Annotated in this window: 16 protein-coding genes and 2 pseudogenes; 11 read left to right on the plus strand and 7 right to left on the minus strand. The window is 70.1% G+C overall.

Translation table 11 applies throughout. The annotated features are described in order from the left end of the window. Positions 1 to 4 precede the first annotated feature (4 nt). Positions 5 to 505: a hypothetical protein gene (locus tag AB0D27_RS20670; protein ID WP_362510568.1), complete on the plus strand. Its 501-nt coding sequence runs from the start codon at positions 5 to 7 to the stop codon at positions 503 to 505. A gap of 51 nt (positions 506 to 556) precedes the next feature. Beyond that, positions 557 to 1,018, plus strand: a complete 462-nt coding sequence (locus tag AB0D27_RS20675; RefSeq protein ID WP_362510571.1) for a hypothetical protein — start codon at positions 557 to 559, stop codon at positions 1,016 to 1,018. Between the two features lie 87 nt (positions 1,019 to 1,105). Here AB0D27_RS20675 and AB0D27_RS20680 read toward each other — a convergent pair whose 3' ends face one another. Then, positions 1,106 to 1,825: a pentapeptide repeat-containing protein gene (locus AB0D27_RS20680; protein ID WP_362510574.1), complete on the minus strand. Its 720-nt coding sequence runs from the start codon at positions 1,823 to 1,825 to the stop codon at positions 1,106 to 1,108. Between the two features lie 137 nt (positions 1,826 to 1,962). On the opposite strand from AB0D27_RS20680, the gene AB0D27_RS20685 reads away from it, so the two are divergent. Genes AB0D27_RS20685 through AB0D27_RS20695 form a run of 3 tightly spaced genes read left to right on the plus strand, consistent with a single transcriptional unit; the run spans position 1,963 to position 5,710 of the window. Beyond that, positions 1,963 to 3,129, plus strand: coding sequence for an FAD-dependent oxidoreductase (locus tag AB0D27_RS20685; RefSeq protein ID WP_362510577.1), 1,167 nt, complete (start codon positions 1,963 to 1,965; stop codon positions 3,127 to 3,129). A gap of 47 nt (positions 3,130 to 3,176) precedes the next feature. Then, a complete protein-coding gene (locus AB0D27_RS20690) occupies positions 3,177 to 4,160 on the plus strand; it encodes a zinc-binding dehydrogenase (RefSeq protein WP_362510580.1) in 984 nt (327 codons plus the stop codon). A gap of 53 nt (positions 4,161 to 4,213) precedes the next feature. Continuing rightward, positions 4,214 to 5,710 carry an MFS transporter gene (locus AB0D27_RS20695; protein WP_362510583.1) on the plus strand — a complete coding sequence of 499 codons (1,497 nt, stop codon included), beginning with the start codon at positions 4,214 to 4,216 and terminating at the stop codon, positions 5,708 to 5,710. Positions 5,711 to 5,746: 36 nt separating this feature from the next. Here the strand turns inward: AB0D27_RS20695 and AB0D27_RS20700 are convergent, their stop codons facing one another. From AB0D27_RS20700 to AB0D27_RS20710, 3 genes are all read right to left on the minus strand, one after another. Further along, positions 5,747 to 8,380, minus strand: a complete 2,634-nt coding sequence (locus AB0D27_RS20700) for a glycosyl hydrolase (protein ID WP_362510586.1) — start codon at positions 8,378 to 8,380, stop codon at positions 5,747 to 5,749. A gap of 125 nt (positions 8,381 to 8,505) precedes the next feature. Next, the gene (locus AB0D27_RS20705; protein ID WP_362510589.1) at positions 8,506 to 9,903 is read right to left on the minus strand and encodes an FAD-dependent oxidoreductase; all 1,398 of its coding nucleotides are present in this window, start codon (positions 9,901 to 9,903) and stop codon (positions 8,506 to 8,508) included. A 9-nt stretch (positions 9,904 to 9,912) separates the two neighbouring features. Then, a complete protein-coding gene (locus AB0D27_RS20710; RefSeq protein ID WP_362510592.1) occupies positions 9,913 to 10,566 on the minus strand; it encodes a rhomboid-like protein in 654 nt (217 codons plus the stop codon). Between the two features lie 134 nt (positions 10,567 to 10,700). Here AB0D27_RS20710 and AB0D27_RS20715 point away from each other — a divergent pair. Together AB0D27_RS20715 and AB0D27_RS20720 are read left to right on the plus strand one after the other, a co-directional pair. Further along, positions 10,701 to 11,132 (plus strand): annotated as a pseudogene (locus tag AB0D27_RS20715) (aminoglycoside phosphotransferase family protein); the annotation flags it as partial. Positions 11,133 to 11,142: 10 nt separating this feature from the next. After that, positions 11,143 to 11,631, plus strand: a complete 489-nt coding sequence (locus AB0D27_RS20720; RefSeq protein ID WP_362510595.1) for a GNAT family N-acetyltransferase — start codon at positions 11,143 to 11,145, stop codon at positions 11,629 to 11,631. Between the two features lie 24 nt (positions 11,632 to 11,655). Here the strand turns inward: AB0D27_RS20720 and AB0D27_RS20725 are convergent. Beyond that, positions 11,656 to 11,837: pseudogene (locus AB0D27_RS20725) on the minus strand (IS256 family transposase); the annotation flags it as partial. A 4-nt stretch (positions 11,838 to 11,841) separates the two neighbouring features. On the opposite strand from AB0D27_RS20725, the gene AB0D27_RS20730 reads away from it, so the two are divergent. Then, positions 11,842 to 11,985, plus strand: coding sequence for a hypothetical protein (locus AB0D27_RS20730; protein ID WP_362510615.1), 144 nt, complete (start codon positions 11,842 to 11,844; stop codon positions 11,983 to 11,985). A 128-nt stretch (positions 11,986 to 12,113) separates the two neighbouring features. Here AB0D27_RS20730 and AB0D27_RS20735 read toward each other — a convergent pair whose 3' ends face one another. Beyond that, positions 12,114 to 12,389: a hypothetical protein gene (locus tag AB0D27_RS20735; RefSeq protein ID WP_362510598.1), complete on the minus strand. Its 276-nt coding sequence runs from the start codon at positions 12,387 to 12,389 to the stop codon at positions 12,114 to 12,116. A gap of 77 nt (positions 12,390 to 12,466) precedes the next feature. Beyond that, the gene (locus tag AB0D27_RS20740) at positions 12,467 to 13,270 is read right to left on the minus strand and encodes a hypothetical protein (RefSeq protein WP_362510600.1); all 804 of its coding nucleotides are present in this window, start codon (positions 13,268 to 13,270) and stop codon (positions 12,467 to 12,469) included. 534 nt (positions 13,271 to 13,804) lie between these two features. Between AB0D27_RS20740 and AB0D27_RS20745 the strand changes: the two genes are divergently transcribed. The 3 genes from AB0D27_RS20745 to AB0D27_RS20755 all read left to right on the plus strand — a co-directional run bounded on the left by AB0D27_RS20745 (position 13,805) and on the right by AB0D27_RS20755 (position 15,391). Continuing rightward, a complete protein-coding gene (locus AB0D27_RS20745) occupies positions 13,805 to 14,278 on the plus strand; it encodes a hypothetical protein (protein WP_362510603.1) in 474 nt (157 codons plus the stop codon). A gap of 220 nt (positions 14,279 to 14,498) precedes the next feature. Beyond that, complete coding sequence (locus AB0D27_RS20750; RefSeq protein ID WP_362510606.1) at positions 14,499 to 14,786, plus strand: hypothetical protein; 288 nt, start codon at positions 14,499 to 14,501, stop codon at positions 14,784 to 14,786. Positions 14,787 to 15,094: 308 nt separating this feature from the next. After that, positions 15,095 to 15,391 (plus strand): hypothetical protein, encoded by a 297-nt coding sequence (locus AB0D27_RS20755; RefSeq protein ID WP_362510609.1) that lies wholly within the window; start codon positions 15,095 to 15,097, stop codon positions 15,389 to 15,391. Positions 15,392 to 15,420: the final 29 nt, after the last annotated feature.

The raw sequence follows: 15,420 nt of genomic DNA on the forward strand, positions 1-15,420 counted from the left end.
TTACGTGCTCGACATCGGCTATGCCCTCTCCAACCGCTTCCCGGACCCCCCGCAGACCGACTACCGCCGCGCGGACGTCCACGCGCTGCGGCACGACCTGTTCTGCGGCGATGTCTACCTCGCCGACACCAAGGCCGACCGGGAGCTGTCCACCGCCTGGGGATGGGTACCGGTGCTCGACTTCGCTTGGGCGCTGTGCGACATCGTGGAGCGGCTCGACCGGGATCCGCTCGGCAGCCGGGCCGCCCGCCCCCAGCACGCGGAGCTGGACTTCACCGAGTCGTCCGACCGCATGCTCTTCGAGCGCCGCTTCGGATGGGTGGACATCGAGGCCGACTGGATGCCGGGCGACGAGGAACCGCTGACCTTCTCCCACTCCGAACTGCGCCGCGAGGCCCGCGACTTCCTGCACGACCTGATCGCCGACCTCACCGACCTGCACGACGAACTCGCCGAGAACCCGGCGATCTGGACCCTTCAGGCCCGCTTTCCGCGCGTGTCGTAGCGCCGCGTACGATCATCCGTCGGCCCGTCACACCCGCCGGAGAGGATCCCCGTGCCCGAGACCATGTCCCGTCAACAGCGCTCCGCCCTGAGCCAGTTGGCCGCCGGGGAGCAGCTTCTTTCGTACGGCGTCGTCGTGCCGGCGAAGAGCGCCAAGGGCGTGAAGATGACCCGGCCCGGGCCGTTCAGCGGCATCGGGGGTGAGCTCGGTGACCGGCTGGTGCAGAGCGTCGGCGCGGCGTCGGCCGGTGCCGGGAGTATCGCGGCCGGTATGCCGCCGTCGTCCGGTGCGCTGCTGCTGCGCGTCACCGACCAGCGCGTCGGTCTCGTACGGCCCCTCGACGGCACCGCCGTCTGGGAGGTCCCCCGCGCCTGGGTGGCCCGCGTCGAACGCCGTCCCCGCCTCCAGCTCATGGCCCGCTTCCGCCTCCACTACGCCGACGGCTCCTGGCTCGCCTTCCTGACGGCACGCCGCCGCACCATCGAAACGTTCCGCAGCCAGCTCGGCGGCTAGCCCTGTCCGGCGGATCAGGCCTGGGGGGCGGGGGAGGCTGAACGCAGCCCGTCCGGCGTTCGAGGACGAGCGCGACCAGCGTCACGCTCAGCCCTCCGCCGTGCCGCCGTCGACCCTCAGCCCCATCTCCGCCGCCAACACCGGGGCGAGATCCAGCAGTTGACTCGTGGTGATGACCGCGCCCGTCAGCCGGTCCACCCCCCGCACGATGTCCAGCTGTGCCGCCCCGCGCAGGTCCACGTCCGTGAGGGTGGCCTTGGTGAGGTCCGCCCCCTTCAGGACGCAGTCCGCGAACCCCACCCGCTCCAGGCGGGCGCCGCCGAAGTCCGGCTCGACCAGCACGCAGCCCTCGAAGACGACGTCCTTGAGGTGGGCGTTGCGCAGGTTCAGGTAGTCGATCTTGCCGCCGCGCACCAGTACCCGTTCCAGGACGGAGCCGTGCAGTTGTACGCCGCCCAGGCGGGCGTCGATCAGCTCGACGTCGCGCAGCGTGGACTCGGCGAGATCGGTGCCCACGCCCCGTATGCCCGTCAGGACGCAGTCCACTACGCGCGCGTGGTGCAGCCGTGTCTCGTCCAGCGCGCACCCCGTCAGCGCGCAGTCCATGAAGCGGGCGCCCCCGCCGTCCTGTCCGACGAAGTCCACCTCCAGGAACTCCAGCCCGTCATAGTCCCCCTCCGGCTCCAACTCCCCTCCGCCGTACGCCTCCAGCTCGGGCAGTCGCATCTCCGGCCGCCGCGCCGCCTTCACCACACTCCCGCCGGCCCTGCCGGCCCCTCCAGCCCCGCCCGCCGCTCTCCTCGCCATGCCCCCATACTGCACGCCCCCACTGACAATCGCTCTGAGCTGCGAAAACACCCCCACATGTCACATTCCGGGGGCCTCGACCAGTCGTATGCGCAAAGAGGCGCCCCGAGCAGAGCGATCCGAGGGAGACCCCAGTCATGCAGCACATCACCGTCATCGGCGGCGGCTTCGCCGGACTCACCGCGGCCGTCACCGCCGCCGAGGCGGGCACCAAGGTCACCGTGTACGAGGCGCATCACACGCTCGGCGGCCGGGCCCGCACCGCCGAGGGCCCGTACCGGACGAACGAGGGCCCGCACGCCCTCTACAGCGGCGGCCCGCACTGGACCTGGCTCAAGCAGCGTGACCTGCTCGGGCCGCTCGCGCCGATCCCTCCCCTGGAGGCCGCCCGGCTGCGGCTGCATCACAAGGGCGCCCTGCGCCGCACCCCACCCTTCGCGATGCTCAAGCTGCTGCGCCGGACCTCCCGACAGGCGCCCGTGGACGTCGACTTCATGACGTGGGCCGTGGCCGAGGCGGGCGAGGAAGGCGCGCGGGCCGCCGCGCACTACTCCGCCGTCGCCCTCTTCCATCACGACCCCGGGTCGCTCTCCGCGGCGTTCGTGCAGGAACGGTTGCGCCGGGCCACGAAGCTGCCGCCCGAGGCGCACTATCCGAGGGGCGGGTGGGCATCCGTGATCGACCGGATGGCGGCCCGGGCCTGGAATCTGGGCGTCCGGATGGAGACCCTCAGCCGTGTCGACGCCCTCCCGGAAGACCGTGGTCCCGTCATCGTGGCCACCTCCCTCGACTCCGCCCGCCGTCTTCTCAAAGACGCCTCGCTGACCTGGACCGGCGGCCGTACCGCCCTCATCGACCTGGCCGTACGCACCCGGCGCGGCGACGCGTTCGCCGTCTCCGACCTGGACGCGCCGGGCTGGCTCGAACGGTTCACGGCGCAGGACCGCACTCTCGCCCCAGCCGGCGAGCAGCTGGTCCAGGGGCAGATCCCGATCGCCCCGCACGAGTCCCGGGCCGACGGCATCGCCCGCGCCGAGCACCTGCTCGATCTCGCCTTCGAGGGCTGGCGCGAGCGTGTCACCTGGCGGCGCGAGGCCGTCGCGAGCGGCCGTACCGGCGCGGTCGACCTGCCCGGCACCAGCTGGCGGGACCGGCCGTCCATCGACCGGGGCGACGGCGTCTATCTGGCGGGCGACCAAGTGGCCGCCCCCGGCGTGCTCTCGGAGGTCTCCTTCAACAGCGCGCTCGAGGCCGTCGCGCTGGCCCTCAGGATCCGGGAGCGCCTTGACCTCAAGCGAGCTTGAGGTTGAAGGCTGGCCGCACAACGGAGCATGACGAGACGGAGCCCACCATGCACGCCATCCGCCTGCACGCCTTCGGCCCGGCCGAGAACCTCACCTACGAGAAGGCCGAGGACCCCGAACCGGGCCCGGGACAGGTACGTATCGCCGTCGCCGCCGCCGGCGTACATCTCCTGGACGCGGCCCTGCGCGAGGGCATGCAGGGTCCCGGCGGCGCGGCGCCGACGTCGCTGCCGACGATCCCCGGCCGCGAGGTCGCCGGAACCGTCGAGTCCCTCGGCGCGGGCGTCGCCGCGAACTGGCTCGGCAAGCGCGTCGTCGCCCACCTCGGCTTCGCTCCCGGAGGCTACGCCGAACTCGCCGTCACCGACGTCGACCGCCTCCACGAGATCCCCGGCAACCTGGACTTCGCGCAGGCCGTCGCCATGATCGGAACAGGTCGTACGGCGATGGGGATCCTGCAGTTCGCCGAGCTCGGCCACTATTCCGTGGTCGTCGTACCGGCGGCCGCGGGCGGTCTCGGCACCCTGCTGGTGCAGTACGCGCGGCACGCGGGCGCCACGGTCATCGGCCTCGCGGGCGGGCCGGAGAAGGTGGCCCGGGTCCGTGCGAACGGCGCCGATCTGGCCGTCGACTACAACGATCCCGGCTGGCCGGAGAAAGTCCGCACCCACCTCGGGGACAGGGCGGCGACCGTCGTCTTCGACGGTGTCGGCGGCGACGTCGCCCGTGCCGCCGTCGGCCTCCTCGGCCCCGGTGGCAAGCACCTCGTCTTCGGCTGGTCCGGCGAGGGCATCCGCGACGGCTCCCCCTACCTCGTCGACGGTGTGTCGGAGCAGGTCCTCGGCCCCGTGATGCTGCGGAAGGCGGGCGGCCCCAACCCCGTAAGGACCCTGGAACTGCGCGCGCTCGCCGAGGCCGCGGCCGGACGGCTGACCCCGGCCGTGACCCGGTTCCCGCTCGCCGAGGCGGCCGCCGCGCACCGGGCCCTCGAATCCCGCGGCACGATCGGAAAGGTGGTGCTGGAACCATGACAAGTCACCGAGGCGAAGATGCGATACATACTGATTCATGGTCTTCTGGCCAAGTGAGTGTCACCCGAACAGGTGAACCCGGGGCGCCGGCAGGTGCCGACCCCCGCCGCTGGTGGGGCCTGGTGATCATCGCTCTCGCACAGTTGATGGTGGTCCTCGACGCGACCATCGTGAACATCGCGCTCCCTTCCGCACAGCGTGATCTGGGCATGTCCGACGCCAACCGCCAATGGGTGATCACGGCGTACACGCTGGCCTTCGGCGGACTCCTGCTGCTCGGCGGCCGGATCGCCGACCTCGTCGGCCGCAAGCGGACCTTCGTCATCGGGCTCATCGGCTTCGCCGCCGCCTCCGCGCTGGGCGGCGCTGCCACCAGCTCCGGCATGCTCTTCGGCGCCCGTGCGCTCCAGGGCGTCTTCGCCGCCGTACTGGCGCCCTCCGCGCTCAGCCTGCTGACCACCACCTTCACCGACCCCAAGGAGCGCGGAAAGGCCTTCGGCATCTACGGCGCCCTCGCGGGCAGCGGATCGGCGATCGGCTTCATCGCGGGCGGCCTGCTGACGGAGTACCTGAACTGGCGCTGGTGTCTGTACGTCAACATCCCCATCGCCGCCGTCGCGGTCTTCGGCGCATACGCACTGCTGCACGACCGCCCGGGTCACACGGGCGCCCGCCTCGACGTGCCCGGTGTGCTGCTGGGCTGCGGCGGTCTGGTCGCGATCGTGTACGGGTTCAGCGAGGCGCAGCCGCGCGGCTGGACGGACTCGCTGGTGCTGGCCCTCTTCGCGGTGGGCCTCGCCATGCTGGCGGCCTTCGTGTGGTGGCAGTCCAGGGCACCGAGCCCGCTGCTGCCGCTGCACATCGTCAAGGACCGCAACCGCGCCGGCTGCTTCCTGACGATGGCCCTCGCCGTCATCGGCATGTTCGGCATGTTCCTGTTCATGACCTACTACCTGCAGGTCATCCTCGGGTACTCGCCGGTGAAGACGGGCATGGCCTTCCTGCCCCTGACGGCCGCGATCATCGTCGGCTCGACGCAGATCTCGGCCCGGCTGATGAACCACGTGCCGCCGCGCGCCCTGATGGTGCCGGGCGCGGTCCTGGCGGCGAGCGGAATGGCCTTCTTCACCCAGCTGACCGTGGACTCGTCGTACACGACCGAGCTCCTGCCCGGGCTGCTGCTGATGGGCCTCGGCATGGGCCTGATCTTCATGCCGGTCTTCGCCACCGCCACCGCGGGTGTCGCCCCGCAGGACTCCGGTGTGACCTCCGCGACCGTCAACACCTCTCAGCAGGTGGGCGGTTCGATCGGTACGGCCCTGCTGAACACCATCGCCACCACGGCCAGCGCGACGTACATCGCCGCCCACCTCCGCAACCCCGCCCAGAAGGCCCTGATCGTCCGCGAGGGCGTCGTGCACGGCTACACGGTCGCCATCTGGTGGGCCACGGCAATCATGCTCCTGGCGGGCCTCACCGCGGGCCTCATGGTCACGACGAAGGCCCCGAAGCACGTGCCGGTGGACGCGCCGGTGCCGGAATCCGTGTGAGGGGGCAGGGGCGCGGGCCCCTGCCCCCTCAACGCGTCAGCCCAGTCGCCGTACGTCGATCGCCCAGATCCCACGCCCGTGCGTGGCCGCGTACAGCCGGCCGTCGGGGCCGGTGCGCAGCTGGAGTACGGCCGTGGTCGGGAGGTTGTCCCCCGCCACCTTCCAGCCGGAGGACCGAGGCGTGCGGACGAGCACACCCAGATCCGTGCCGACCGCGACGACGCCGCCCTTGAGCAGGGCGACCGAGTTGGCGGGCACGTCGGGCAGGTTCCCTGAGACGTCCTTCCAGGTCACGCCGCCGTCCTTCGTCTCGAACAGGTGGCCGACGCCCGCGCCCGGGCCCTCGGTCCACTTGCGGGAGAAGCCGTTGACGGCGAGCAGGACATGGTCGCTGTTCGCCGGGTCGATGGCCAGCCCGGAGAGATAGCGGTTGGGGACCGTGCCGTCCACGGGCAGCGTCAACTGGTGCCAGCCCGTGCCGTCCGCGTTGCCGACCGCGATGCCCCGGGTGAAGCCCTGGTTGTTGCAGGGGCCGCACCAGGCGGCGTACACCTTGCCGCCCGAGGACGCGACGGCCGTGGCGGTGTGGCCCTCACCGAGGTCGTACGCCCCGAACCACTCCCCGCCGCTGCGGATCGCGTACCCGTGGGTGTTGATCCAGACGTGGCGGCCGCCCGCGACCCAGGTGTTCTTGTCCTTGATGTCGGCGTTCAGCGGGGCGATGAAGCGGGCCTCGCCGGTGGCGTTGTCGGGCGGCGCGACCGAGTAGGAGGTCGCATTCGACGGATCGGTGACCCAACTTCCGTCGTTCACCGCGCAGTTGTTCGTGACCGAGACCGCCAGGTACACGTACTCCGCCGCGATGTTGCAGCCGTTGTCCGGGTCGGTGATCGTGTCGCCGCCGTCGCCGCCGAAGTTGGAGCCCATCGCGCTGTCGCCGGGCCGCAGAACCGACTGCCCGTTGTCCTGGAGGCCGCCGGTGACGGCGAGGCCGCGGGAGTCGGTCCCGACACCCACCGAGTAGTACTGGAGGGCGTCCATCGTGCCGTCGTTCAGGGACCGCCAGTCGGTGGCGTGCCCCTCCGCGTTGGCGCTTCCCTTCAGCGGCCGCCGGAAGACACCGCCGTCGTCACCCACGACGACGTAGGGCGCGCCCCCGTCGCTGCCGACCGCGACCGAGTGCTGGTCGGCATGCGTGGTCGCCGGGCAGTCGCCGCTCTGCTTCGCCGGGTCGATGGACCAGCAGCGGAAGCCGAAGTTCCAGTACGGCCCGGGCACGCTCCAGCTCGCCCCGCCGTCCTTGGTCTCGAAGACCTCCTCGAGGCCCGCGTACACATGGTCGGGGTTCTTCGGGTCGACCGTGAGGAACTGGTCGTACCAGGCCTGGATCCCGGGCTGGTAGCCCGCGCCGGTGAGCGCGGAGCCCGAGTCCCGCAGCTGCTCGTAGCTCGCGATGCGCGTCCAAGGGCCCGTAGGCGAACCGGACTTGGAGACGAAGATGCCTTCGAGCCCGCTGTCCGGGTTCTCGGCGGTCATCTCGGGCGACTGGTCGATGGCGTAGTACCGCGAGCCGTCCGCGCTGCGCGCGAAGGTCACATTGCCGACGTCCTCACTGTTGCCCGGCAGATCGCCGAGCCCGTCGGTCAGCCGCTCCCAGCCCCGGCTGCCCTTCACGTAGAAGCCGTTGTACGTGTCGCCGCCGCGCCAGCCGACGGCGAGGACCACCTTGCTCGGGTCCTTCGGGTCGATGGCGATGTCACTGGTGATGTTCTTGTACGCGGCCGACGGGTCGGACGCCTTCGAACCACCCGGCAGATAGTCGGGGTTGGGCGCGAACTCCAACTTCCAGGCGCCCTTCAGGGACTTCGTGGAGTGGCTCCACACCCCCCTCGTGGTGGCGGCCCACACCTTGTTCCCGCCGAACCGCAGGGCGTTGATGGAGGTGGACTCCAGTTCGTCCCCGCCCACCCGGTCACGGGGGCTGAAGCTGCCCTTGCGCGGGTCGTCGAGGACGTACACGCCCGTCCCGAGGAAGGAGGTCGCGCTGGTGTTGGCCTCGCCGGTCGCGTACCAGAGCCGGCCGCGCGGATCGAGCTGCAGATCACCGGTGGAGAGCGCGGGCAGCCGGTCGGAGATGTTCTTCCAGTGGCCGCCCCCACGGCTGGAGCGGAACACGCCGCCGTTGGCCGCGCCCGCGTACACGTACCCGTGGTTGTCCGCCGCGAGCCCGGTCACCCGCCCGGTGACCTTGCCCGCGCCGCCACTGGAGTTGGAGTTGATGTCGCGGTAGCGCGCGTCGTCGGAGTTGTACGGCAGCCGGGTCAGGTCGCTCCAACTGCCGCCCGTGCGCGGCAGATCGGACAGCTGGTCGTAGGCCGCTCCATACGCGCCCGGCGCCACGATCCCCGGCGAGGTCCGCGCCTCCGCGTACTGATCGGCCTGCTCGGCGATGTTCCCCGACTCGTCCTCGTCGCCCTCGTCCCCCGGGTCCTCCGCGAAAGCGGACAGGCCCTTCTCCTGCTGCAGAAGGGCCTGTTGACGGAGTATTCGGACACCGAACGGATCGGTGCCGCCCGACGCCGCCTGGGCCTGTGTAACCGTCATTCCCAGCGCGGCGCAGGCGCCCAGCACCGCCCACACTCGTCTTCTTCGGTAGCCATTGGCTGCCATGAAAAATGCCCTCCCCTGAGGAACCGTGGCGTACATGACACAAGCTGGCCAACAGCTTTGGGGGGAGGACGGTGATGAGAGAGATGTGCGTGGGCAATGAGAGCGTAAAACTTCTTCCGTCGTCCTCAGTGACGCCCGGCCACCCGGTCCGCCAGCTGAGCCAGGCGGGACGACTGGGCACTGTGCGTGGTCAGTTCACGCCGGTCCGCCGTGCGGTAGGTCGCGTACATCCCGTGCACGCCGATCCAACGGAAGGGCTCCGGCTCCCACTTGCGCACCTTGTGGTTCACCCAGGGCAGCCCGGTCAGCTCCGTGGCACCCGACTGCCCGGAGTCCTGCTGGACCAGGTCGCGCAGGGTGCGCGCGGCGAGGTTGGCGGTGGCGACTCCGGAGCCGACGTAGCCGCCCGCCCAGCCGAGGCCCGTGGAACGGTCCAGGGTCACCGTGGCGCACCAGTCGCGCGGAACGCCGAGGACGCCCGACCAGGCGTGCGCCACCTTCACCCCGGTCAGGGACGGGAAGAAGCGCACGAGGATCTCCTGCAGCGCCTCGATGGTGGCCTGCTGCGTACGGCCGTCGTTGTCGGTGCGCGAGCCGAAGCGGTACGGGACCCCGCGTCCGCCGAGCGCGATGCGGCCGTCGGCGGTGCGCTGCGCGTACATGTACGCGTGCGCCATGTCACCGAGCGTCTCGCGACCCTCCCAGCCGATCGCCGCCCACTGCTCGTCCGTCAGCGGCTCCGTCGCGATCATCGAGGAGTTCATCGGCAGCCAGGTGCGCCGCTGTCCCTTGAGGTTCGCGGTGAAGCCCTCCGTGCAGCGCAGCACATACGGCGCGCGGACCGTCCCGTACGGCGTCACCGCGTGCTTCGGCCGGATCTCCGTCACCGGCGTCTGCTCGTGGATCGTGACGCCCAGCGCCTCGACGGCCGCCGCGAGCCCCTTCACCAGCTTCACCGGGTGCAACCGCGCCCCGTGCGGGGTCCAGGTCGAGCCCACGGCGTCCGCGACCCGGACCCGCTCGGCGGTCTCCCGGGCGCCGTACAGCTCACGGTCCTTCTCGCCGTACGACAGCTCGTGCGCGTGGAAGGCCTTCAGACGCGCCAACTGAGCGGGCGTATACGCCACTTCGAGGACGCCGCCCTGGTGAATGTCGGCGTCGACGCCTTCCTCGGCGGCGACCCGCACCACCTCGTCGACGGTGTCGTTCATCGCCTGCTGGAGGCGTACGGCGGCCTCCCGGCCGTGCAGCCTCGCGTACCGGTCGCGGCCCGCGATGCCGTTGTAGAGCCAGCCGCCGTTGCGCCCCGAGGCGCCGTAGCCGCAGAACTTCTGCTCCAGCACGGTGATGCGGAGGAAGGGGGCCGCCTTCTTCAGGTAGTACGCGGTCCACAGCCCCGTGTAGCCGCCGCCGACGATGACGACATCGGCGGACGCGTCACCGGGCAGCGGCTCCCGCGTCCCGGGAAGGCCGTCGTCCGCGTACCAGAAGGAGATGCCGCCATTGACCGTGCTGCTGCTCATGGCCGGACGTTAACCCGTGTCAGCCGCCCATGTCTCCTTCGGATTCCGTACTTTTCCCCGGCCTCTGACCAGCGGATAGCAGGCCAGACCGATCAGTACGGAGGTGAAATGCCCGAGATCGGTGAAGGTGCGGCCGGTCGCCAGCGGAACCCCGTACACCGCGAGGACGACCACCAGGTACGGGTACCGCCAGGGCGCCGCGATCCGGTACGTGAGCACCGCGATCACCCCGGCCAGCGCGTAACTGACCCCGATGTCCAGGGTGTTGACCGCCGGCTCCGGTGCCATCTCGTGCCGGATCGCCCACAGCAGGGCGCCCTCGCTGATCAGCGTGGCCAGCACATGCGCGGCCGCGCACACCGCCAGCCAGCGCGCGGTGCCCATCCAGCGCTCGGCCGGCGCGTGGAAGACGCTGTACAGGACGGCGTACGGCAGCCAGTGCCCGCCGTCGATCCACATCGCGCTGGCGAACAGCACCCGCACCGGGTTGCTCGACAGCTCGTGGATGTTCGTCGAGCGCTGCCGCAGGAAGTCCTCCTCGAAGTCCGGCGACATGTGGTGCAGGGCCACCGTGGTGACGAAGAGGATCACCAGCCAGACGTACGTACCGGGGGCGCCGCGCACGTACGTCCACACCCTGTGGAAGCCCCGGTCAATTCGCATGAGCCGATTCACGCATGCCCTTAGTGTCCCGTACGTGATTGACATTCCGCACGAGCCGGCCGCATCTCAGGAGAAGCTCAACGGCGAGGCGGGACGGGCGTTCATCGCGAGGCTGCCGAAGCTGACGGCCGGCTTCCATGCTCGAACGGACACCGCCGGCACTGGAGCGGATCGGGGACCCCGATGCCCGCCGCCTCCTCGCCGACTGCGCCGCCGCCGTACGCGAGGTCGTCGCCGAACCCGGCGACCGCCTCCTGCACTGGGACCTCCACTACGACAACGTCCTCGCCTCCCGGCGCGCCCCCTGGCCGGCCATCGACCCCAAGCCCCTCGCAGGCGATCCCGGCTTCGACCTCTGCCCCGCCCTCGCCAACCGCTTCGAAGCCGACGAGATCCTCTGGCGCTTCGACGCGATGACCGACGTCCTGGCCCTCGACCGGGCACGCGCCCGCGCCTGGACCCTCGCCCGCGTCCTGCAGAACTGCCTCTGGGACATCGAGGACGGCCGCCCCCTGGAGCCCGAACGACTCGAGATCGCCCGCAGACTGCGCGGCGCGTGGAGCTAGCCTCACCCCTATGATCCGCACCGCGACCCCCGCTGACATTTCCGTCATCCACGCCCTGGTCCGTGAACTGGCCGAGTACGAGAAGGTCCCGGAGGAGGCCCGGGCAACACCGGAGCAGCTGCGCGAGGCGCTCTTCGGCGAGCACCCGGCGGCGTACGCGCACATCGCGGTGGACGACAAGAGCGGCGAACCGGTCGGCTTCGCCCTCTGGTTCCTGAACTTCTCCACGTGGCGCGGCGTCCACGGCATCTACCTGGAGGACTTGTACGTACGTCCCACCGCACGCGGCGCCGGCCACGGCAAGGCGTTGCTGACGGAACTGGCGCGGATCTGCGTGGCACGCGGCTACCAGCGCCTGGAGTGGGCCGTCCTCAACTGGAACCGCCCCTCGATCGACTTCTACGAGTCGCTGGGCGCGCGGCCGCAGGACGAGTGGACGGTGTACCGGCTGACGGACGTGGCGCTGGCCCGCCTCGGCACTGTCACGGCTGGCAAATGATCGCTGCAACTCGGGTCGTCGAGGCTACTGGCGGGCTGCGGAGAGACGGCCGTCGAAGGTGATGTCGACGGCGTTCAGCGCGGTCCCCGGCGGCTGGTCCAGCGGGCCTGGCCCTTCCCCGTGGGGTCGAGCGCCATGACGGCCATGCAGATTCCCTTCAACGCGTCGTGCTCGCTGGGGAAATGACCGCGGGACGACAGCTTCCTCGCCGTGCTGCATGCCGACCACCGCCCGGTCGACTTCGCGCTGCCGGGCCCGCCGTGGCCCAAGGAGTACGAGGTCCTCGTCGACACGTCGCACGAGGACCAGGCCGACCCCCCTCACGCTCTCCACTACGCCTCTCGGGCCCGGTGACACTCCAGGTCATCCTGATCGCCAGGGGGAGCAGTCATGCCGGGCCCGGAGACCGTCGGCCCTCTCGCGGGACCGCGAAGAACATGACGAGGGGAGGGTCTTGGAGGAGAAGCGCGCAGCGCGGCTGTTCAGAGCGCCTTGCTGTTGCAGCCCATGTCCGAACCGAGGTGGCTCGGCTGCGCACCCGGGTCCCCTTCGCCGTTCAGCAGGTTGCCCCCCAGGCCGTTGATGGCGCCCACGTTGCCGAGCACGTCGATGTTCATGTCGTGAGAGCGGCACTCGGCGCCCTGCGTGACGTCGATGTCGTGCCCCGGCTCGCCGTGTGCCAAGGCGGTGCCGGCGCCGAAAGAGCCGATACTGCTGAGGACGGCGCCCACGATGGCGGCCTTCTGAAGCTTGCGCATTTCTTCTCCATTGATCGAGCGGATGTGATCTGCAGCAGATCGAGTGGGGACGGTGAACAGTTGCTGGGGGGCAACCGTCAGCCGAGTCGGGGCAGACCCAACTGGCCCACGGGAGGCGCCGCGAGCTGTCCGAGGCCGAGCCCGGGTACCTGCGGTGTGCCGGGCGCCGCGATCAGCGGGTCGACGAGCGGGTTCACCTGCGGGTTCACCTGCGGGTTCACCTGCGGGGCGACACGCGGCGGGGGCTCCGGGTTGAAGGCCTGGGGTACGGCGACCTGCGGGGCGACCTGCGGCATGACCTGCGGCGCCGTCTGCGGGGTGACCTGCGGCAGGACCTGCGCCGGCTGCTGCGGGGCGTACGGCGAGCCGGACGCCTGCGCGGCGCCCCCCGACGAGGCCCAGGCGGAGGCCTGACCGCTCTGCTGCGGGGCAGGGCCCTGGGGAGCGGCCTGCATCGGCTGGAAATACGGTTGCGGACCGGACTGTGCGGTGCCCGTCGAACTGGACGCTGCCGTGGCCTGCGGACCACTCTGCTGGGGTGCCTGGTACTGGGGGGCCGGCGCGGGGGCCTGGTACTGAGGCGCCTGGTACTGGGGAGCAGGCGCGGGGGCCTGGTACTGGGGTGCCTGGTACTGGGGGGCAGGCGCGGGGGCCTGGTACTGAGGCGCCTGGTACTGGGGAGCAGGCGCGGGGGCCGCGTACTGGGGTTGGTACTGGGGAGCAGGCGCCGGGGCCGCGTACTGAGGCGCCGGATACTCGGGAGCAGGCGCCGGAGCGCCGCTGTACCCGACGGGAGCGTCGGCATAGCTGACGCCGGCGCCGATGGCGGACAGACCGCCGGCCGCCGCTACGACGAGCGCGGCCTTGTGAAGCTTTCGCATGGAACCCTCGGCCCTTCAATACCTGTACAGGGAAATCCGTTGTATTCAGTGCAGTCTTGCGTGCGCTCAGTCTGATGTTCGTACTGCGCCCCAACAGGGGTAATCCTGGGCTGTCATGTGGACTTCACGCCGGAGCCGACAGCGGATCCCGTTGCCCCTCTCCGATTCGTGGTCGCTGCCCTTTCCCAGCTGGCAACGACATTTCCTCCGACTCGGTCACGGGACCCCAAATTCCGTCACCCATTTGCCATCGATCGGATTACCGGCCCGTCGCGCCGCGTGCGAGTGAGGACTTGTCGCCCCGTCAAGAACGAGTGCGATGCCCGCACTCCTCCGTTGACGATTCACCCCCCTCTGGCAAATGGGTGACCACGCCCCGGATCCCGTGACTGGCCCCGTACTTATCTCGTTCCCCACTGGGCCAGGACGATGGTCCGTCGCAGCCGCACAGGGCAGCAAAACAGCGACAGCTGCACTGGCTGGTCTGCATTTCAATACGTTCCATGCACAGGTCAATGAAGGGCCGAGGGTTCCATGCGCAAGTTTCAGCAGGTCGCGCTCGTCGTAGCAGCGGCCGGCGGTCTGTCCGCCATCGGCGTCGGCCCCAGCTTCGCCGACGCTCCCGTCGCGTCCACCAATGCCGCTCCGCCCCCCGTTCCGCGGCAGGACGCCCAGGCCGCCTCGTGGAGCGCCTCTCAGGCCACCGGGCACTCTTACGGTTCGCCGACCCCGCAACAGCAGGCGGCCCCGCAACAGCCCGGCGAGGTCAGCCCGCAGGTCAACCCACAGGTGAACCCGCAACTCAGCCCGCACATCTCCCCGCGGACGGCCCCGGCGCAGGCCACCCCGCCGGACCAGAACAACCTCTTCCGTCCATACCAGGAGTGCAGCCCGCAGTCCCTGCTCAACGCCAATCTCCCGGTCGCCCTGCTCGCCGCCGCCGAGACCCGGGGCATCACCTGCACCCAGGCCAACAGCCAGGCGAACGCCACCGCCGGCGCCCGCTAGGCCGCCGGACGGCCGGACATCGACGCCGAGTTACGGGCCCTTCGAGGATCGCGCCCCGGAGGGCCCGCTCGGGGGCGATGCTGCTTCAGGATGCTTGCGCAACAAGATCACGGGACCCGGCGCGTCGCCGGGCATTTTTGGCGATATTTCGTATTAATCTCCGTGACTGTACGAAGTCGATCTATTACAGATCGCATCCACACACTCCACCGGAGATGACATGCACAAGCTTCGCAAGGCTGCCGTCCTGGTCGCTGCCCTCAGCAGCGTCGGACTCCTGGGTGCCGGCACTGCCCACGCCGACGGGGGCCACGGCGGCCAGAAGAAGGACGGCGACCGCTACAACGTCCTTCAGAGCTCCAACTGCAAGTCGCACGACCTGAACCTCGACCTCCTCGGCAACGTCGGCATCCTGAACGGCCTGCTCGGTGTCAACGACGAGGGCAACCCGGGCGCACAGGACACGCACGTCGGCTCGACCCAGGGCTGCAACAACAGCGCCTGGTAGGCGTGACGGTCGTATAGGCGACCGAAAGCGGGAAACAGGTCCCGGCACCGAGCCCCCAGGCCCGGCGCCGGGACCCCTTTATGTCCCAGTGGCCATTCGATCGGCATCGGCGGCGAGCCGACGGGCCAGATACCGACGTCGCGATTCACTCACGGAGCGGGGCATTCCCCCGCATCGGCCAAGGCAGTGAGGATTCCCCAAATGCGGCGTGCCGCCCGTTGTTTTCAAGATATTTCGTATTAGCGTCCATAACTGCACGAAGTCGATCTATCACAGATCGCATCCCTTTACACTCCATCGGAGATGACATGCACAAGCTTCGCAAGGCTGCTGTTCTGGTCGCTGCCATCAGCAGCGTCGGACTCCTGAGTGCCGGCGCCGCCCACGCCGATCAGGGCGGCTGGGGTAAGGGCGAAGACGGCAAGAGTTTCAGCGTCCTGCAGAGCAGCACCTGCAAGTCGCACGACGCCAACCTCGACATCCTCGGCAACGTCGGACTGCTCAACGGCCTGATCGGGCTCAACGACGAGGGCAACGCGGGCGCACAGCACACCTCTCTGGGCTCGAGCCAGGGCTGCGACAACAGCGCTTTCGGCAAGAAGTAAGTCAGAACCAGCCTCGGTGCCCCGGCCAC

The sequence above is a fragment of the Streptomyces sp. NPDC048415 genome, assembly GCF_040651675.1.
GTDB lineage: Bacteria > Actinomycetota > Actinomycetes > Streptomycetales > Streptomycetaceae > Streptomyces.